Origin of the sequence: Bacillus cereus group sp. BceL062 (assembly GCF_051780025.1) — a bacterium.
Lineage (GTDB): Bacteria > Bacillota > Bacilli > Bacillales > Bacillaceae_G > Bacillus_A > Bacillus_A toyonensis.
In genome coordinates, this window is record NZ_JBPWGY010000011.1 from 1 (window position 1) to 19563 (window position 19563).

Below are 19563 nucleotides of genomic sequence, written 5' to 3' on the forward strand. Positions count from 1 at the left end.
AGTTTGTCTAGCATCTAAAAATAAAAATTGACGTTTCACGTTGTTTGTTTCGTTCAGTTTTCAAAGAACTACTTGGTCGCTCATTTGCGACTTCCTTATGTTAACATCTTCGTTTTTCGATGTCAACTAAGTTTTTCAATTTCTTTTTTGTCATTTTCTGCGTTTCCGCATCAGCGACGTTTATTAATATATCACGCAGTATATATAGGGTCAATACTTTTTACAAAAAAATTTCACATCCCGTTAAGGAGTAAAAAAACCTTTGATAACCCTTATTATTTCCGTTCGTTCTTCATTCCTCCTTATTTCATATCTTATCGCTTTAACATAATCTCTAGCGAATGAAAATTCTAAATTTTGTGTTATATTATTATTATAGGAGTGTGGTGAGAATGAGCATTAAATATTCAAACAAAATCAATAAAATTCGGACCTTTGCATTAAGTTTAGTATTTATCGGCCTCTTCATTGCATACTTAGGTGTCTTTTTCCGCGACAACATTATTATTATGACAACATTTATGATGGTTGGTTTTTTAGCTGTTATCGCTAGTACTGTCGTTTACTTTTGGATTGGTATGTTATCTACAAAGACTATACAAATCATTTGTCCAAGCTGCGATAAACCAACAAAAATGCTCGGTCGTGTCGACGCATGTATGCATTGCAATCAACCTTTAACACTTGATCGAAATCTAGAAGGAAAAGAATTTGATGAGAAATATAATAAGAAGAGCTATAAATTATAGGGATATAGGGTACAGTTCTATTTACAAAGCTAAAGAAGTTTCAACTCATTAAAAAGTCGATTTCTTAACCAAGAAATCGACTTTTTAATTTTTCCTTATTAAACTGAAGTTCCCGTTAGTTTAATAAGGAAAAAGGCTATTAGAAAAACGATGCCTTTCATATCGCTTACTGTCTTCTTCTAAAATTTATTATGTCTATTTTCTCGATATTACAGTAAACATCCCCGTCATGTTGGGTGAGTAATCTTTAAAATTATATTTTTCATAGAATGACGTTTTACCTTCTGATGCAAACAAACCAACAAACGCTTTATCCGGTGCAGTCTGATTTAAGTATCCAACTAAAGCACTCATTATTTTCTTTCCAATACCACTCTTTTGATAATCTGGATGAACCACTATATCTTGAATATAGAAATAGATAGCCCCATCACCAACAATTCTCCCCATACCCACAATTCGATTATTATCATTGACTGTGACGCAGTAAATAGAATTTTGAAGTGATGTTTCCACCACTTCAAAATTCATATAATTAGTCCACCCGACAGAGTCACATAAATACTTGTATTCTTCCAATGTTGGAATGTTATTTTTAATCTCATATGTTTTCAAAGCGCATCCCCCAAGATGTTATTTTCACTACATAAAATCTATTCGACGCAGTTTTATCTAACCCTCTTACTAACTTAACTTGCTCTCATGGGCCTTTCCACTTAACGCTGAAATTCCAAATAAACATAAGATACCTTTATATAATAAAAAAAGAGGCTGACGTAACCGTCAGCCTCTTTTTTTATTATATATTACGCCTTATGACACTCTGGACAAACGCCATAAATTTCTAAGCGATGACTATTAATAACGAAGCCTGTCGTTTTCGCAGCTTCCTCTTCAAGCTGTTCCAATCCTCCATAAGGAAAATCAACAATCTTACCACATTTTTCACAAATCACATGATAATGTTGACTTGTAACATAATCAAATCTACTTGAAGCGTCTCCATAAGTTAATTCCTTTACAAGTCCAACTTCTTTAAATACACGTAAGTTATTATAAACAGTTGCAACACTCATATTTGGAAACTTACCTTCTAATGCTTTATAAATGTCATCCGCTGTTGGGTGCGTCATAGATTCCACAAGGTACTCTAAAATAGCATGACGCTGTGGAGTAATGCGTACACCCGTATTTTTCAGCATTTCTAGCGCTTCTTTTAATTCTTCTTTGACCACCGTCATGCACCCCGATTCTATACGGATTATTATTTTATAATTCTTATAAAGAGTGTACTCCTTTTCTTATAAATCGTCAATATTTCTACTATAAGTATGTGGTTTATTTTTGTATATAGCCTTATTCTTATGTATCTTTCCCCAGTTTCTATACATTTACATAGAAAAAAGTGCGACATAATCGCACTTGGAATACTATCATCTGAGGAGGTATGCCCTACACTTCCACTTTATGTAAGACGATAAAATATGTATAGACACTTGCCTTACTTCTATATATTTTATCTCCACTATAGGTTTACTTTATATAAGAAAGAACGTCCTCGGTATGCCCTTTTACTTTTACCTTACGCCACTCTTTTACAAGTTCACCGTCTTTATTAATAAGAAATGTCGAGCGTTCGATTCCCATATACTCTTTCCCGAAGTTCTTTTTCAATTTCCAAACATCGTACAATTCTGCCACTTTATGATCTTCATCTACTAAAAGTGTAAATGGAAGTTCATGCTTCTCAATGAATTTCAAATGTCTATTCGCTGAGTCAGGGCTTACACCAAGGATAACCGTATCCTTCTCTTGAAAGACTCCATACGCATCGCGAAAATCACACGCTTCAGTTGTACACCCTGGAGTCATATCTTTCGGATAAAAGTAAAGAACTACATTTTTCCCACGAAAATCAGCTAAACGAACTTGTTCTCCGTTACTTCCCTCTAGTGTAAATTCCGGTGCCATTTCTCCTACTGTAATCATTATTATCACTCCTTATTGTTTCTTTTACTATATCAAATGCGATCTTATTTTTCATTGTCTATTACAGACCTCATCACAAAAGCAAACGGTAATGTATATCCAATCAGTGCTTCTCCGATTGCAATCCATCTCCCTATTCCAATCGGAGCTATATCACCATATCCAACGGACAATAAAGTGACTGCACTAAAATATAAACAAATTTCAACAAGCTGAAAAGAATGAGCGGTCAACCTTTCACCATCTTCTTTCAAAACTGTAAAACCCATTTCCTCTAATACAACATAACTTAATCCAAATGCAATCAGTACTGTGGTATAAATTAAAAATAACGAGGCTAAATTATATAACGAAAAGAAACGTTTTGAATCTGAATACGAACTCCATAATAATTGGACACTTCTTAAAATAGCTACTGCTGCAATTAATAGAATAAATCCCCATAACATGTCCTCCACCTCATTTTATATGTATGAGATGGGCGGCTGATTTATCCCTTTGAAACGAACAAGCTTCTATAATTAATTCCCCGCACCACGATATCGTTTTACCCCTTGATTCCAGAGAGTAATTGCAATAGTAAAGCAAATGACACCAACAATTGGCGTTGCAAATGCATAGCTATTCCACTCTGTTTTTCTTAAGAAGTACGCCGCTGGGTATACTCCAACAAATGCAAATGGTAAAACAAACGTTAAAATGAAACGAATTACACGGTTATAAATATTAACAGGATAGCGGCCGTAATTACCTATGTTATACATAAGCGGCATAATGGAACTTTTCGCATCCGACCAAAAACCAAGGCTCGCAAGCGTAACAAATATCCCGCCGTACACAAGCGCTCCTCCTCCTACCATCAGTAAGAATAGGAAGAAATCATACCAGTAAAAGGATAAATTTAGTTCCACTGCTGCGTATCCCATTACAATAATTCCTGTAACCGCTCCAATTAAAGATTCAAGTTCCATTCTTTCTAATATAATTTGAAATAAGCTATGAATTGGTCTCGTCAATACACGATCCATTTCACCTTTAATAATGTAACGATCATTAAAGTCCCATATGTTAAAGAATGCTGAAAAAATGGCAAACGGTACTAAAAAGAAACCATAAATAAAGATGACTTCTTCTCGGCTCCATCCTTTTAATGCTTGTGTATGCCCAAATACTACGAGAATAAAGATTAAATTAACCGCTTGTAGTGATAAATCCGAAAGTAATCCGACGATAAAATCGCCTCGATACTCTAATTTAGTTTTTATATATTGGCTTGCGTATTGCAAAAATAATTTTATATATAGCATCCTATCATCCCCCTTGTACAATTAGACGTTTTCTCGCCGTTTTCCACATGAGTACAATTGGAATAATAAGTATAATTGCCCAAATTACTTGAAATAACAAAGCTTCATATAACTTACTTCCCTGTATACCTTCAGAGAAAATCATACTCGGAATATAACTAATTGCTTGAAATGGTAAAAACACCATTGCTTTTTGGGCCCATAATGGATAAAAACTAATCGGTAATAATAAACCAGAAAATAAATCAATCACGACACGTTTTGCATACATAATTCCACTATTATTAAATAAGAAGAATGTAAGCATTCCCGTCATTAAGTTTATTTGTGTATTAATGATAAAGCTAAATATTAACGATAAGAAGAAATATAACCACGTTTGAAAATTCGTTGTAATTTGTAATGAAAATAACAAAGTAACGATGACCATACCTGGGATTGAAAAAAATGCAAAACGAAATATCCCTTCGCCAAGACCTTGCATAACTTTCATTCCTAAATAGTTATATGGACGAATTAGTTCTACCGCCACACGCCCTTCTTGAATCTCCATCGCAATTTCTCTATCTATATTATTGAAATAAAAAGCACGTGCCATCCATGCGATCGCAATATACGTAGTCATTTGCGAAATAGATAAACTTTCAATATTCTCTTTCCCGCTATAAATCGCTTGCCATAAAAAATAATACGCACCGATATTAATCGTATAAATTAAAATCCCGCTGTAATAATTTGTACGATAAGCAAGCATCATTAAAAAGCGAATGCGAATCATTTCAATATACTTACCCATGCTTAATACCTTCTTCATAAATGTTACGAATTATTTCCTCTGTAGACACTTCGTTAATTTTTAAATCTTTAATTTGAAAAGCTTGTACTACTTTAGAAATAAGCATTGAAATAATAATTTCTTCATTCGGTATTTTTGCAACCCACGCATTTTCCTCTTTCGCTTTTGACCAAACGACTTGACTATCTGGCATAACCATCGATAACATCTGATAAGAAACTGGAGCGACAAATTGAAAATGGATTTCCTTCTCTGCTCCCCACTGTGTGCGAAGGTTATTTAAAGAACCGTCATACATAATATTTCCTTCATCCAGCATGATAACGCGCTCACATAAAGCTTCAATGTCAGTAATATCATGTGTCGTTAATAAAATTGTTGTTTTATAACGTTCATTCATCTCTTTTAAGAATTCACGTATTTTCAATTTCACAAGAACATCTAGCCCTATTGTTGGCTCATCTAAAAATAGTAACGGTGGATTATGAATTAATGCTGCTGCTAATTCACAGCGCATCCTTTGGCCAAGAGATAACTTTCGGACAGGCTTATCTAATAAAGGACCAATATCTAACGTTTCGATTACGTGCTCCATATGTTCCTTATACTGAGTGTCTGAAACACCGTACACTTTCTTCAATAAACGAAACGATTCTTGTACCGCAATATCCCACCAAAGCTGAGAGCGCTGACCAAAAACAACACCAATTGTTCTTACAAATTCTTCTCTTTGTTTATGTGGATTCATTCCGTTCACCGTGATTTGCCCTGAAGTCGGAGTCAAAATCCCTGTAAGCATTTTAATCGTCGTTGATTTACCAGCACCATTCTCACCAATATAACCAACCATTTCACCTTGCTTCACAGTAAAAGACACATCATTTACTGCCGGTACTATTTTATAATTACGATTTAATAAATCGCGAAATGCACCCTTTAATCCCGGACGACTTGAATAGGCTGTAAACTCTTTACGTAACCCTTGTACCTCAATTACCGATTTCATAATCGGACCCCCTTCCTAAATGTCACAACGAATAGTTTACCCAACTGCTCCTTCTATCACAAACAATACGTCTTTTCTAAAAACATGTTAGAATAATACATAGATTTTTGTAAGGAGATGAATTGTATTGAATTTCACGAAATCAGAAGCATTACATAAAGAAGCTTTAGAACATATCGTTGGTGGTGTTAATAGTCCTTCTCGTTCTTTCAAAGCAGTTGGAGGCGGTTCTCCCATTGCAATGGAACGTGGAAAAGGTGCTTATTTCTGGGATGTAGATGGAAATAAATATATCGATTATTTAGCAGCATACGGTCCTATTATTACTGGACATGCTCACCCCCATATAACAAAAGCAATTACAACAGCTGCTGAAAATGGTGTACTATACGGAACGCCAACAGCACTAGAAGTAAAATTTGCAAAAATGTTAAAAGAAGCAATGCCTGCATTAGATAAAGTCCGCTTCGTAAACTCTGGTACAGAATCCGTTATGACAACCATTCGTGTTGCCCGCGCTTACACTGGTCGCACAAAAATTATGAAATTTGCTGGTTGTTACCACGGTCATTCCGATTTAGTACTTGTAGCAGCTGGTTCTGGCCCTTCTACTCTTGGAACTCCTGATTCAGCTGGTGTGCCACAAAGTATTGCACAAGAGGTTATTACCGTTCCCTTTAATAATGTAGAAACTTTAAAAGAAGCGTTAGATAAATGGGGACATGAAGTAGCAGCTATCCTTGTAGAGCCAATCGTTGGAAACTTCGGTATTGTAGAGCCTAAACCTGGATTCCTTGAGAAAGTAAATGAGCTTGTCCATGAAGCTGGTGCATTAGTAATTTATGATGAAGTTATTACTGCTTTCCGCTTTATGTACGGTGGTGCTCAAGACTTACTTGGCGTAACACCAGACTTAACTGCACTTGGTAAAGTTATCGGCGGCGGACTTCCAATTGGCGCTTACGGTGGTAAGAAAGAAATTATGGAACAAGTTGCCCCGCTTGGACCTGCATATCAAGCTGGTACAATGGCAGGAAATCCTGCTTCTATGGCATCTGGTATCGCTTGTCTAGAAGTTCTTCAACAAGAAGGCGTATACGAGAAATTAGATGAACTTGGCGCAATGCTTGAAAAAGGAATTTTAGAGCAAGCTACAAAACATAATATCGATATTACAGTAAACCGCCTAAAGGGTGCATTAACTGTATACTTCACGACAAATACAATTGAAGATTACGATGCAGCCAAAAATACAGATGGTGAAATGTTCGGTAGATTCTTCAAACTTATGCTTCAAGAAGGTATTAATTTAGCACCATCTAAATATGAAGCATGGTTCTTAACGACAGAACATACACAAGAAGATATCGAATATACAATTGAAGCTGTTGGAAGAGCATTTGCTGCTTTAGCAGACAATAAATAATACTGTCATTACAAGGAAAAAAGAAAGGTTACCTTTCTTTTTTCCTTTTTTCTATTTCATAAATCCCACATTAATAGTATAATTATTCATAATTATCTGTTTTAAATTCTTTTAGATCGTTATTATCTCTGTGTACAAGGTGATTTACACCTTAAATAGTAAGATTATTCAATCTTTTACAAAAGGGGGGATTGACGGATGCTCAATAAAAAAAATACATGGACACCGTCTTTATTTCGAGATTATAAAAATGCAGAACATGATGCGTGTGGAATCGTTTCCGTTATGGAAAAAAGAAAAATTCCTACAAAAGAAAATATCGACCTTTGTATACAATCACTAATCAAAATGAACCATAGAGCTGGTTTCATCAATGGCGAAGGCGATGGTATTGGAATCCATATTGATGTACCAAAAGCACTTTGGAACGAAAAATTGAAAAGTAGCGGATATAATCCAACGATTGTGGATCATCCCCACTTTATCGTTGGACATTTTTTTCTAAACAAAAAAGAAAATATTGTTGACTTAAAAAATTACATTCGTACGCAATTAAACAATGAAAACTTTACTATTATTTTCGAAAGTGATGATGTAATAAATTCCGATGCACTTGGTCCACTTGGTAAACAGGAAGAACCTTTATTTTGGCAAGTTGCCCTTATCTCTGAAAATGAAGTTAAAAGTATTGAGCAAACATTATTTGCTGTAACGATAAAAATAGAGGAAAACGAAGCAATTCACGTTGCTTCATTAAGTCGTGATCATGTTGTATATAAAGTTCTAGGTGCTGGAGATACACTTGTTGCCTATTACAACGATTTACAACACCCACTTATCGCTTCAACTATGACACTAGGACATAATCGCTATTCTACTAATACATTATCTAATTTTTTTCGTGTACAACCATTTAGCATTCTCGGACATAATGGTGAAATTAATACAATTGCCAAATTACGTGATCAAGCCGAAATGATTCATGTACCACTAACTGCAGGGGGAAGTGACTCCCAAGATTTAAACCGCACCTTAGAGACTCTTCTTGTTCAATATAACTACAGCTTATTTGAAGCGATGGATATACTATTCCCACCAATTATTAATGAAATAAAACTATACGAAACAAACTTACAAAACTTATACACTTATATAAGAGAAGCTTGGGGACATTTCGCACAAGGACCAGCTGGCATTATTTCACGCTATAAAGATGAAGCTGTATTCAGCGTCGATTCCCTTGGCCTACGACCAGTATGGAAAGTAGAAACAGAAAGCTCTTATATTTTCTCTTCTGAACCTGGAGTTGTATCACCAACCGAATATGTAGAAGAACCGAAACCACTCGCTCCTGGAGAAAAGGTCGGATTAAAATGGAATGAACAAGATGAACTTGTTCTTTATGAATACGACAAATACCAAATTGAAGTATATAATCGTTTCCAAAAACGAATCGATGTTAACAATTATCATTTAAACTTATCTATCCCTGAAACGAAAGAAATCCAAGGATTATGTGATTCTGTTCAAGTTGAAACGAAACAGTACGTTTCTTTCGGGTGGGATCGAGAGCATATTCAGCTCCTTGAACAGATGGCAACAAAAGGAGTTGAGCCAATTCGCTCACTTGGTCATGACTCGCCACTTGCTGCACTCGATACGGATAGACGAAATATTGCTGACTTTATTAAAGAAAGTGTAGCTGTTGTTACAAACCCAGCAATTGACCGTGATCGTGAAATTGAACACTTCTCTACACGTACTGTAATTGGAGAGCGTCCAAGTTTATTAAGTAAGATGAAACAGCCATTTGTAGTTGAGATGCTTTCACCAATTATTTTAGAAGGAAGTGTTGCACAATCTATCGCAGAGGAATTGCACACAATTACGTACGAACAACTTATACAATTGTTCGTTACACATAGCTCTATCGCTACAATTTCTGCCACCTTCAGCCCGTTAGAAACTTTACAATACGCATTAAATCGAATTAGTTCCGAAGCGATAGCTGCCGTTAACAATGGTGCTTCCCTACTATTATTAGATGACGCAAAAGCTCATCAAAATGAACAGTTATGGATGGATCCACATTTAGTTACCGCTAAAGTACATCAAGTATTAAGTGAAAATAAATTACGCCGAAACTGTTCTCTCGTTATACGTTCTGGTGCTCTTCGCTCCTTACACGATATCGTCACACTATATGGATTAGGAGCAGACAGTATTAATCCATATTTATTGTTCGCGACCGTAAATGATGGATCAAAAACACCGATTATGAATCTGTATAATGCACTTAATAAAGGACTAGAGAAAGTCATTTCAACAATTGGAATTCATGAGTTACGTGGTTACGGCCGCCTCTATTCCTCTATCGGATTACATGAGGAAATCGCAAATATATTACAAATTACGAATTTCTTCGGTTCAAATGATTTAGCTTTTTCACTTGAATCACTTGCTGAAGATGCAAAAATGCGGGCAGATGATTATAACAACCCTAAAATTAGAATGCGAAAATCATTTCATATATTCCCGCGGATTTGGAAAGCAATTGGTGATGTTGCAAAAGGAAATTCTTATGATGATTACCGCGAAAAGTTAAGTGAATTAGAAGACAATAATCCGATTGCAATCAGACACCTTGTTCAAACGAAACAAACAAAGCATGTCGTTCCGGCTGAAGAAGTGTCTATTAGCATTCAAAATCATGATTTACCGTTTATTATTAGTTCCATGTCATTCGGTTCTCAAAATGAAATTGCCTTTCGTGCATATGCAGAAGCTGCCGATCAGTTAAATATGATTAGTTTGAACGGTGAAGGCGGCGAAATTAAAGATATGATTGGCAAATACCCAAGTACACGTGGACAACAAGTTGCATCTGGCCGATTTGGAGTAAACGCTGAACTACTAAATTCATCAAATTTAATTGAAATAAAAATCGGTCAAGGCGCAAAACCTGGCGAAGGCGGACATTTACCAGGTTCTAAAGTAACCGCAAAAATTGCTGAGGCACGTAACGCTACAATTGGATCAGATTTAATTTCGCCTTCTAACAACCATGATATTTATTCGATTGAAGATTTAGCTCAAATGATTACAGAAATTAAAACGGCTAATCAACTTGCAAAAGTAGCCGTAAAAGTCCCTGTCGTTCCTAACATTGGAACAATTGCTGTCGGTATCGCTAAAGCTGGCGCTGATTTTATTAACATTAGCGGATTTGACGGCGGAACAGGGGCTGCACGTATTCATGCATTACAACATGTAGGTCTTCCAGTAGAAATCGGTGTTAAAGCTGCTCACAACGCTCTACTAGAAGCTGGTATGAGACATAAAGTAGAAATTTGGGCAGATGGTGGTATTCGAAGTGTAAATGACGCCTTAAAAATCATGCTTCTTGGAGCAAACCGTATTGGGTTTGGTACATTATCAATGATTGCCATCGGCTGTACAACTTGCCGTGGTTGTCATCTAGATACTTGCCACGTTGGAATTGCAACACAAATTGAATCTGAAGCACAAGCGAAAGAACATGGATTACGCCGCTTCGTCCCGCGCGAATTAGAAAGCGCAGTTGCTGGCCTATTAAATTTATTCACCACTTTCGGTTTAGAATTAAAACGGTTAACAGGGCAACTTGGTTATACAAATTTACAAGAAATTGTCGGGCGTTCCGATTTATTAGAACAAGTTCGAGGTCAAGATTTGTTAGAGTTATGTAATTTACTACAAACGATAGAAAATTCAACTGTTACAACAAGAGTATCTGTGGAAGAAAAACAATTTGAAACAGTGCATTCTCCTCACTCAAAAGAATTAGTAGGAGTTGGCGTAGAACAACGAGTTATGGGCGGTTTAGAATCTTGTTATCGCGTTCGTAGTAAATTATATGAAGATACAAAGCTTGAACCACTTACATTAAAGTATACAAATGGCTCTGTTCCTGGAAATGGATTAGGTGCTTACAATAGTGAAAACTTATTTATACACGTAAATGGCGGCGCACAAGATGGCATTGGCAAAACTTCATTTGGCGGTGGCATTTATATAACGAAAGCAAAAGGTAAAAATGGAACATATTATAATGGGTCTGTCGGAAAAGGATTTGGATATGGTGCACAAAAAGGTGCATTATACGTGCAAGGTAACGCCGACGCTCGTGCTGGTATTCGCCTTTCTGGAGCAGACATGATAATTGGAGGGAGAATGACAAAACCACTCCGTGAAAAAGAGCAAGGAAATATAGGATCATACTCGAATATTAAAGGTTTCGCTTTTGAATATATGACAAATGGGCGGGCTCTTGTTTTAGGAGATCCTGGTCCATGGATCTGTGCTGGTATGACTGGTGGTGTTGTTTATTTACGTCATGATTCAAACTTAGGTTTAACAGAAAAAGCCTTAAAGAGAAGAATCGCAAAAGGTGCAAATGTTACATTACAATCAATTAGTAAAAATGGTGTGCAAGATGTAACTGAACTATTGCTAGATTATATTCGTGTATTAAATGAGCATGAGCAATATGAGGAAGTTGCTTTGTTAACCCCGTTACTAGATGATATGCAGCAGCAATTTTTTGAAATTATCCCGAAAAAGGAGCAGGCTGATCCATCTATCTCAACTGAGTGATATATACCCTTTTTATTTTCAATAAAAAATTGACGAAGTATACTTCTCATAGTAATCTATAGTAACAATTTGAAACCTGCTGAAATTCAGCAGGTTTTTTTACTAAAAATTAATGTTTAAAAAGAATTAGGAAAAAATTATAAAGTGAAACTTTAATCAGTGGGGGTTTTGCTCATCCCCCACTGATTATTAGCCCACACCAATCGGGCATTTACGGGCAGCCCGACTCCCACCTAACTTCTTTGCTCTAGCCGAACTTTGAGGTAGGAGTTCTACTGCCCGCAAATAGCGGGGTAAATGAATCTTAATTTCTTTTTTTATATCACTAAAATATCACTTGCTAACATATTGTAATGAATGTATAGTATCATGTTGTACATTCATTATGACAAGAGAAAGGATCTTATTAAGGGTATGAAACTTGGTGCTCGCATTTTAAAAACGGGTATTGCCATCACATTAGCTTTATTTGCTTGTATTTTACTTCACTTACCGAGTCCGGTATTTGCGGGAATCTCAGCTATATTCGCTGTTCAACCGTCTGTATATCGTTCGTATTTAACTGCACTTGAACAAATTCAAGCAAACGTAATTGGTGCTGTATTCGCTATCGTATTTGCTACTGCTTTTGGACATAATCCTTTTATTATTGGATTAACATGTATATTAGTAATTGCTCTTACATTACAATTACGATTAGAAAACACAATATCAATTGCTTTAGTAACAGTTATCGCCATTATGGAGTATCAAGGCGAAGATTTCTTTAGTTTTGCCTTGCTTCGCTTTGCGACGATTATGATCGGAATTATTGCGGCTTCAGTTGTAAATTTAGTGTTTATGCCGCCAAAATACGAAACAAAGCTTTATCATCGTATCGTTGATAATACAGAGGAAATTGTGAAATGGATTCGAATGAATAGCAGGCAAGCTTCTGACTTTACAACGTTAAAAACTGATATTGATCGTATGAAAGAAAAAATGATCAAACTAAACCATTACTATTTGCTGTATAAAGAAGAAAGAAGCTACACGAAAAAAGTACAGTTCGCAAAAATTCGTAAGCTCGTTTTATTCAGACAAATGTTAGCGACGACAAGCCGTGCTTTAAGTACGTTAAAATCATTACATCGCACTGAAAATGAACTGCGCTATATGCCAGAAGAATTTCAGGAATCTATTCAAAACGAACTTGACTCATTAACGCATTATCATGAACAAGTTTTATTAAAATTTATTGGTAAAGCAAAGAAACAACAATCCGTTGAGATGCTTGATGAAGTTGAAACAGGTAAACAAGAATTAATTGATATCTTTATGGAGTATCAAAACAAAGATGATGAGGAAGCATATAAAACATGGTTACATCTATTCCCTCTTATTTCTTCAATTATTAATTATAGTGAAGAAGTAGAGCATTTAGATTTACTTGTGGATAGCTTCTACACATACCATAAACCAGAAACAGAACTCCAAATCGACGATAAAAAAGAAGACGAATAAAAAACAGCTCCTTTTACGTTAAAGGAGCTGTTTCTGTTATATTTTGAAGTTGATATAAATTGTAATAGAATCCCCTTTTTTTCATTAACTCTTCATGAGAACCTGTTTCTTTAATTTCACCATCTTCAATGTAAATAATTGTATCAACATGCGTAATCGTTGCTAATCGATGTGCAATTATAATCGTCGTCCGATCAGCAGCTAACGTTTGAAGTGCCTCTTGAATATACCGTTCGTTTTCTAAATCTAAAGCAGAAGTTGCTTCATCTAATATAAGTAACGATGGATTCTTTAGAAATACTCGCGCAATTGCTACACGTTGCCTTTGCCCACCAGATAACTTCACACCACGTTCTCCAACAACAGTATTGTAACCATCTGGTAACTCTATAATAAAATCATGAATTTGCGCGGCTTTGGCTGCTGCAATCACTTCTGTCTCTTTAGCTTTCGGATTTCCATATAAAATATTAGCTCCGATTGTATCGCTAAATAATAAATTATCTTGCAGTACAATTCCAATATGGCTACGTAAATTTCTCATATCATACTTTCTTACATCTATCCCATCTACATAAACTGACCCTTCCGAAACATCATAGAAACGCGGAATTAAACTAGCAAGAGATGACTTTCCTCCCCCACTCGCTCCTACAAGTGCTACCTTCTCTCCTGGCCGCATAGTTAATGACAAGTTATGTAATATCTCTTTTTCATCTGCATTATAACGAAAAGACACATTATCAAATACAATTTCTCCATTTAATTTTTTCGCTTGTACCGCATTTGGCACATTAACAATATCGTACTTTTCATCTAACAGTTCAAACACTCGATCCATTGAGGCGAAAGATTGCGTTAATGTTGTAGATGAATTAACAAGGCGGCGAAGCGGACTATATAAACTATCCATATAACCAACAAAAGCAACCATAGTCCCTAGCGTTAACTGACCTTGAATTACTTCATATGCTGCAAAACCAATGACAAGTAACGGGCCTAAATCAGTTAAAGTATTTACTGCCGAAAATGTTCTCGCCGTCCAACTTGTATGCGTTAATGCTTTCGTTAAAAATTCATTATTTCTTTTTTCAAACTGCTCACCCTCATACTCTTCTAATGCAAAGCTACGCGTCACTTGCATTCCTTGAATGCGTTCATGTAAATAACCTTGCATAGTTGCTAACGCTTGTGAACGTTCTTTCGTCAATTTTCGAAGACGTCCGAAAAAATATTTCACCGCAACAACATAAATAGGTAAAATCAATAAAGCAACAAACGTTAACTTTATGTTCATAGAAAACATAACAATAATAGCAATCGCAATTGTCGCAGTATCTAACCAAACATTCATTAAACCGGTAATTACAAAATCCTTCGTTTGCTCTACATCATGGATTACACGTGAAATAAGCTCTCCTGTTTTTGTATTCGAATAATAACGCAAGCTCAATTTTTGCAAGTGACCAAAAATATGTTTCCGCAAATCATATAGTATTGTATTCGCGATACGTTGCGCGAAATATTGACGATAATATTCAATCGGTGGCCTTAATACTGCAAAAATAAAAAAGGCTATCCCAATCGCCGTTATTAATTGGGACGTTTTATCTTGAAGTGAACCCCCACCTTGGATTACATCGTCGATAATATACTTTAATAACCATGGCATAATAAGCGGGATACCGAACTTAACTAGACCGATAACAATTGTAATAGCAATAAGCCATCTATATGGTTTAACAAATTGTAAATATCTTTTTATACCTTGCACATAATCCCCCCTCTAATAGGACAAACCTGCCGGGAAATCCCCTGCAGGTTTGTTTTAATTTCTGTACATTAAATATCTCTCATACCACATATCTACGAAATCTGGTGCAAATGGACCTTTTCTTTGATGAATCCACTGCGTTAAATGTGCTACATTTCGCTTTAAAATTGTATCAATAACAGGTGGATATTGCATGATTTGACTATGCTTTTCATACTCATCTTCATCTAACAGTGTATATGTCATATCTGGATACACTTTAATATCTAAATCATAATCAATATACTTTAATGCTTCTGAATCATATGCAAAAGGAGAACTTAAATTACAATAATAATATACGCCCTCTTCTCTTAGCATCCCAATCACATTAAACCAATAGTTTGCATGAAAATAACAAATTGCAGGTTCCCGAGTAACCCATGTTCGGCCATCTGATTCTGTAACTATTGTTCGATCATTCGCTCCAATTACAAGACTCTGTGTCCCTTTTAAAATCGTTGTCTCTTCCCACATTCTATGAATGGAGCCATTATGTTTATAACTATGTATTTGTACTTTTTCTCCTTCTTTGGGAAATGCCATATATGCTCCCTTCTTTCAACTGCAAATGCCCTTCTTAAATTAACTCAACTATCCTTTGAACTGCATTCACTTTTTTTCTATTATAACTTTTTTGTCGAAATTTTAAAACTAAAGCGACAAGACTCTATTTTTTACACTGCATGTTTATTATTGAATACCATATCCCTACTGAGGCTTTTCCTGACTCATTTATAAATGAGGAAATAATAATAGAAAAAGCCCTTCCTTATTTTCATGTTAAGAAGGACTTTTCATCTGAAGGTAAGAACATATCTTATCCTAAATTTGAAATCATTTTTTCAGTTTCAAAAGATTTAATCACACTATTCGTTTGCTTTTCGAATTTTTCATGTAATAGTTTCAATGCTATTTCTGTTCTATATATTTCTTGGCGAATAAAATGTAAGTCTTTTTTATCGCACGTATCCTTTTCACTCACTTCAATTTGCTGATACTTCTCTAAGTGTGATTGCAATTTTAACAGCTCATCCATCGTTTCCAATTGCTCTCCTACCAACTTATCAAAATCCTTCATTACTTACCCCCTTTTAGATTTATTCATTAGTTATTATTCCTAATTACATACTTCTAATCTTTAACTTCCTTCTCCTTTGACTACATTTGTTGACTTATTAGAAGTTATGTCGTTCACTTTCTTTTCATTACAATGACCCGCACACAAAGAAAACACTTCTCTCGAATTGGAGAAGTGTTTTTCTTTCATTACTCGTTTGAACTAGAAGATTGTGATTGTTTTGCAGCTGATTTTGCATTTTGTTTTTTCACAGCATGCACGTCTGTTTCAGTTGCAAATTCTGTACCATAACTAGCGTTTGCACTTTGTGCACCAGAAGCTTGTGCTTTCTTTGCTTCTGATTGTGCGTTTGCTTGTTTTACTGCTTGTACATTTGTTTCAGTCGCAAACTCTGTACCATAACTAGCATTTGTACTTTGAATGCTAGCACCAGAAGTTGCCTTGTTATAACCTTGTTGTTTTTTACTCATCTTTCTCACCTCCACAACCAATAATGTAACCAATTCACTCGGAAACTATCCGTAATTTTCTGTTAAAAAATTTCCGCATATATCTCTTAATACTCATTCAAACTATAGGGTACGGAGGTGGAAATATGTATATAGGACGCGATATGACTGAACTAACGATGATTTCAAAAAATGAATGGAAAGAAGATGAATTAGCTTATTTTCATCATTCATTACAACAGATTTTGCCCTATTTAAACGCAGAAGGTCAAAGTATTTATAAAGAAATTGTAATAGAAATTGAATCAAGAGGTGGCTTACAAGAAGGTGATGCCAGTTGGACTCATGGGACAAAAATTTCTTACGATTAAAAAAGTGTTCCCAATCTAGGGAACACTTTTTTTGTTTATCCCGCTTTAATGGGCAGTAAGACCCCCACCTCAAAATGCAGCGAAAGCAAAGAATTTAGGTGGGGGATCAACTGCCCATAAAAGTCCGATTAGTTCAACTAATAATCAGTGGGGGATGAAGAAAACCCCCACTGATTAAAGTTTCACTTTATTGCATTGTAATTTTCTCAACACAACTCTCATAAATCGTACGATGCGATTTAGAGAAAGGTAACTGCTCAAATGCTTCTTTCGATACAAACTTTAATGTATCTGTTTCAACAATATCACCAGTTACTTTTCCGTAAAATACGAATATATCCCAGGTGCGATGCGTAAACGTATGTTGCACATTCATTGCGTACTCATCAATAGAAATCGAAAGCTCAAACTTTTCCTTCATATAATCTATAAGCTGTTCTTTCTGACTTCGAATCCCTTCACCAAGTTCAATATTCGGAAACTCCCACATATTAGCTAATAATCCGCTACTTGGACGTTTATTAATAACGTAACGACCATCTTCAGTTTGAAGTACTCCTGCAACAAGCGGTACCATTGTAGGAGCTTTCGCTTTACTTTTTACTGGTAGTTCTTTTTGAACACCTTCAGCATATCCCCTACAATGCTCACGTACAGGACAAAGTAAGCATGCTGGATTTTTAGGAATACAAATTAGTGCACCTAATTCCATCAAACCTTGATTAAAATAAGATGGATTTTCAGCTGAAATAATTTCGCGCACAATCTCTTCAAAAACTTTTCGAGTCTTTGGTTTTGCAATATCATCCCATACTGATAAAATACGGGATAACACGCGCATAACATTTCCGTCAACTGCTGGCTCTGGTATACCATATGCGATACTTAAAATTGCACCTTTTGTATATGGTCCCACTCCTTTTAATTTTTCAATTTTCTTTACATCACTCGGTACTATCCCGCCATATACTTCTTTTACCTCTTTTACAGCCGTGTGTAAATTTCGTGCTCTAGAATAATACCCTAAACCTTCCCATGCTTTTAATACTTCTTCATCATCAGCATTTGCTAAAGCTTCCAACGTAGGGAACTTCCCCATAAAATTTGCGTAATATGGTTTTACAGCTTCTACCCTTGTTTGCTGTAACATAATTTCCGAAACCCAAACACGGTATGGATCTTTATTTTTTCGCCACGGTAAGTCGCGTTGCTCTTTTTCAAACCAACCAATTAAATCATTTTGAAACTGCTCTATGTTAAATTTTTCTAATATTTCAAGTGTCAAACTTGATCCCCCTCATTTTTTTGCATATACGTACTATTATAAAGATTTTTAGGAAAAAATTTAAGTAAGATGACATAGGAAATAGAAGGCAAAGGACTTGAGGTATCGAATAAAAAGAGTTACATTAATAAAAAACGGAGGTGGATTTCTATGGACACAGCCACTCACCTTGTTATGGGTGTCACTTTAGGTAGTTTGGCAACATTAGACCCAGCTATAGCGCAAAGTGATATTGGACCACAAGCAGTTATGCTCGCTACAATTGCTGGTTCCAATATTCCTGACATCGATACAGTTTTAAAATTGCGTAATAACGCTAAATATATAAGAAATCATCGCGGGGTTACTCATTCCATTCCTGCAGTAATTCTTTGGTCATTCCTTATAAGCGGCATCTCTTTCGCCTTCTTTTCAGACGCTCCATATCTTCATCTACTACTTTGGTCATTTATAGCTGTCTTTCTTCACGTCTTTGTAGATATTTTCAATGCCTACGGTACACAAGCGTTACGGCCTTTCACAAAAAAATGGGTCGCACTCGGCATAATTAATACGTTTGATACTGTCATTTTCTTTATCCATATACTTGCGATTGCTTGCATGCTCGTAGGTTCCCATAAAGGATATACAGCCTTAGCTGCATATATATTAATGATTGTTTACTATATCGGACGGATTATGATGCATAGAAATATAAGAAGCGTTGTACACAAACGTTTCAAACATGTTGAGAAGATCATCATTTCTCCTTCTTATCGATTTTATCATTATCACTTAGCAGTCGTTACGACTGATTATTACTACGTTGCGAGATGGCATCGTGGTAACATTATGATATACGATAAGTTCGATCGGGTACCGTTCCCAGATAACGCTATTATGAGAGCTGCTAAACAAGATGAAAACATCTCGGCCTTCTTATCTTTCTCTCCTGTATATCGTTGGGATATTTTTGATTATGATAACTATTACGAAATTCGATTCATTGATTTGCGCTATCGAAGTAAAGATTATTATCCATTCGTTGCAATCGTTCAGCTCGATCAAAATTTAAATATTATTAATTCTTATACCGGATGGATTTTCAGCGAAGAAAAACTTCGAAAGAAACTGGAATTGCTTCCACATTAAAAAAAGCGACTTTAGTCGCTTT

18 protein-coding genes are annotated in these 19563 nt (G+C 35.6%); 6 read left to right on the plus strand and 12 right to left on the minus strand.

Features of this window, described 5'->3' with window-relative positions:
* Window positions 1–392 precede the first annotated feature (392 nt).
* Window positions 393–749, plus strand: coding sequence for a YgzB family protein (locus tag ACS2MN_RS22795; protein WP_000025051.1), 357 nt, complete (start codon window positions 393–395; stop codon window positions 747–749).
* A 195-nt stretch (window positions 750–944) separates the two neighbouring features.
* On the opposite strand, the gene ACS2MN_RS22800 is transcribed toward ACS2MN_RS22795, so the two are convergent.
* The 7 genes from ACS2MN_RS22800 to ACS2MN_RS22830 form a co-directional block, all read right to left on the minus strand.
* Window positions 945–1364: a GNAT family N-acetyltransferase gene (locus ACS2MN_RS22800; protein ID WP_000860627.1), complete on the minus strand. Its 420-nt coding sequence runs from the start codon at window positions 1362–1364 to the stop codon at window positions 945–947.
* Window positions 1365–1555: 191 nt separating this feature from the next.
* Window positions 1556–1984, minus strand: coding sequence for a peroxide-responsive transcriptional repressor PerR (perR, locus tag ACS2MN_RS22805; protein WP_000237831.1), 429 nt, complete (start codon window positions 1982–1984; stop codon window positions 1556–1558).
* 298 nt (window positions 1985–2282) lie between these two features.
* Window positions 2283–2738, minus strand: a complete 456-nt coding sequence (bcp, locus tag ACS2MN_RS22810) for a thioredoxin-dependent thiol peroxidase (protein ID WP_087948858.1) — start codon at window positions 2736–2738, stop codon at window positions 2283–2285.
* Between the two features lie 44 nt (window positions 2739–2782).
* The gene (locus ACS2MN_RS22815) at window positions 2783–3187 is read right to left on the minus strand and encodes a potassium channel family protein (protein WP_000964354.1); all 405 of its coding nucleotides are present in this window, start codon (window positions 3185–3187) and stop codon (window positions 2783–2785) included.
* 72 nt (window positions 3188–3259) lie between these two features.
* Window positions 3260–4045, minus strand: a complete 786-nt coding sequence (locus ACS2MN_RS22820; protein WP_000965746.1) for an ABC transporter permease — start codon at window positions 4043–4045, stop codon at window positions 3260–3262.
* Window positions 4046–4049: 4 nt separating this feature from the next.
* Window positions 4050–4841: an ABC transporter permease gene (locus ACS2MN_RS22825; RefSeq protein ID WP_000521522.1), complete on the minus strand. Its 792-nt coding sequence runs from the start codon at window positions 4839–4841 to the stop codon at window positions 4050–4052.
* The gene (locus tag ACS2MN_RS22830) at window positions 4834–5847 is read right to left on the minus strand and encodes an ABC transporter ATP-binding protein (RefSeq protein WP_000843664.1); all 1014 of its coding nucleotides are present in this window, start codon (window positions 5845–5847) and stop codon (window positions 4834–4836) included. Before ACS2MN_RS22830 ends, ACS2MN_RS22825 begins: the two co-directional genes overlap by 8 nt.
* 127 nt (window positions 5848–5974) lie before the next feature.
* On the opposite strand from ACS2MN_RS22830, the gene hemL reads away from it, so the two are divergent.
* The 3 genes from hemL to ACS2MN_RS22845 all read left to right on the plus strand — a co-directional run bounded on the left by hemL (window position 5975) and on the right by ACS2MN_RS22845 (window position 13411).
* On the plus strand, window positions 5975–7273 hold the full coding sequence (hemL, locus tag ACS2MN_RS22835; protein WP_140154021.1) for a glutamate-1-semialdehyde-2,1-aminomutase: 1299 nt from the start codon (window positions 5975–5977) through the stop codon (window positions 7271–7273).
* A 198-nt stretch (window positions 7274–7471) separates the two neighbouring features.
* A complete protein-coding gene (locus tag ACS2MN_RS22840; protein ID WP_346995003.1) occupies window positions 7472–11908 on the plus strand; it encodes a glutamate synthase-related protein in 4437 nt (1478 codons plus the stop codon).
* Window positions 11909–12322: 414 nt separating this feature from the next.
* Entirely contained in the window at window positions 12323–13411 is a 1089-nt protein-coding gene (locus ACS2MN_RS22845) for an aromatic acid exporter family protein (protein ID WP_000765783.1), read from the plus strand.
* A 13-nt stretch (window positions 13412–13424) separates the two neighbouring features.
* On the opposite strand, the gene ACS2MN_RS22850 is transcribed toward ACS2MN_RS22845, so the two are convergent.
* From ACS2MN_RS22850 to ACS2MN_RS22865, 4 genes are all read right to left on the minus strand, one after another.
* The gene (locus tag ACS2MN_RS22850) at window positions 13425–15185 is read right to left on the minus strand and encodes an ABC transporter ATP-binding protein (protein ID WP_001161635.1); all 1761 of its coding nucleotides are present in this window, start codon (window positions 15183–15185) and stop codon (window positions 13425–13427) included.
* A gap of 54 nt (window positions 15186–15239) precedes the next feature.
* Complete coding sequence (gene ntdP / locus ACS2MN_RS22855) at window positions 15240–15770, minus strand: nucleoside tri-diphosphate phosphatase (protein ID WP_000885402.1); 531 nt, start codon at window positions 15768–15770, stop codon at window positions 15240–15242.
* Between the two features lie 274 nt (window positions 15771–16044).
* The gene (locus tag ACS2MN_RS22860) at window positions 16045–16305 is read right to left on the minus strand and encodes a YgaB family protein (protein ID WP_000651154.1); all 261 of its coding nucleotides are present in this window, start codon (window positions 16303–16305) and stop codon (window positions 16045–16047) included.
* 188 nt (window positions 16306–16493) lie between these two features.
* Window positions 16494–16775 (minus strand): gamma-type small acid-soluble spore protein, encoded by a 282-nt coding sequence (locus ACS2MN_RS22865; RefSeq protein WP_000039034.1) that lies wholly within the window; start codon window positions 16773–16775, stop codon window positions 16494–16496.
* Between the two features lie 125 nt (window positions 16776–16900).
* Here ACS2MN_RS22865 and ACS2MN_RS22870 point away from each other — a divergent pair, with 125 nt between their 5' ends.
* Complete coding sequence (locus tag ACS2MN_RS22870; protein ID WP_000275431.1) at window positions 16901–17125, plus strand: hypothetical protein; 225 nt, start codon at window positions 16901–16903, stop codon at window positions 17123–17125.
* A 187-nt stretch (window positions 17126–17312) separates the two neighbouring features.
* On the opposite strand, the gene mutY is transcribed toward ACS2MN_RS22870, so the two are convergent.
* Window positions 17313–18410 carry an A/G-specific adenine glycosylase gene (gene mutY, locus ACS2MN_RS22875; protein ID WP_000171373.1) on the minus strand — a complete coding sequence of 366 codons (1098 nt, stop codon included), beginning with the start codon at window positions 18408–18410 and terminating at the stop codon, window positions 17313–17315.
* 150 nt (window positions 18411–18560) lie between these two features.
* Here mutY and ACS2MN_RS22880 point away from each other — a divergent pair, with 150 nt between their 5' ends.
* Window positions 18561–19541: a metal-dependent hydrolase gene (locus tag ACS2MN_RS22880; protein WP_000379139.1), complete on the plus strand. Its 981-nt coding sequence runs from the start codon at window positions 18561–18563 to the stop codon at window positions 19539–19541.
* Window positions 19542–19563: the final 22 nt, after the last annotated feature.

What these genes read in the sequence shown, in the direction of transcription:
- ntdP (WP_000885402.1), bottom strand. Translation starts at nt 15,770, where the DNA reads ATGGCATTTCCCAAAGAAGGAGAAAAAGTACAAATACATAGTTATAAA.
- ACS2MN_RS22795 (WP_000025051.1), top strand. Translation starts at nt 393, where the DNA reads ATGAGCATTAAATATTCAAACAAAATCAATAAAATTCGGACCTTTGCA.
- bcp (WP_087948858.1), bottom strand. Translation starts at nt 2,738, where the DNA reads ATGATTACAGTAGGAGAAATGGCACCGGAATTTACACTAGAGGGAAGT.
- ACS2MN_RS22865 (WP_000039034.1), bottom strand. Translation starts at nt 16,775, where the DNA reads ATGAGTAAAAAACAACAAGGTTATAACAAGGCAACTTCTGGTGCTAGC.
- ACS2MN_RS22880 (WP_000379139.1), top strand. Translation starts at nt 18,561, where the DNA reads ATGGACACAGCCACTCACCTTGTTATGGGTGTCACTTTAGGTAGTTTG.
- ACS2MN_RS22870 (WP_000275431.1), top strand. Translation starts at nt 16,901, where the DNA reads ATGTATATAGGACGCGATATGACTGAACTAACGATGATTTCAAAAAAT.
- ACS2MN_RS22815 (WP_000964354.1), bottom strand. Translation starts at nt 3,187, where the DNA reads ATGTTATGGGGATTTATTCTATTAATTGCAGCAGTAGCTATTTTAAGA.
- ACS2MN_RS22840 (WP_346995003.1), top strand. Translation starts at nt 7,472, where the DNA reads ATGCTCAATAAAAAAAATACATGGACACCGTCTTTATTTCGAGATTAT.
- ACS2MN_RS22820 (WP_000965746.1), bottom strand. Translation starts at nt 4,045, where the DNA reads ATGCTATATATAAAATTATTTTTGCAATACGCAAGCCAATATATAAAA.
- ACS2MN_RS22830 (WP_000843664.1), bottom strand. Translation starts at nt 5,847, where the DNA reads ATGAAATCGGTAATTGAGGTACAAGGGTTACGTAAAGAGTTTACAGCC.
- ACS2MN_RS22825 (WP_000521522.1), bottom strand. Translation starts at nt 4,841, where the DNA reads ATGGGTAAGTATATTGAAATGATTCGCATTCGCTTTTTAATGATGCTT.
- ACS2MN_RS22860 (WP_000651154.1), bottom strand. Translation starts at nt 16,305, where the DNA reads ATGAAGGATTTTGATAAGTTGGTAGGAGAGCAATTGGAAACGATGGAT.
- ACS2MN_RS22845 (WP_000765783.1), top strand. Translation starts at nt 12,323, where the DNA reads ATGAAACTTGGTGCTCGCATTTTAAAAACGGGTATTGCCATCACATTA.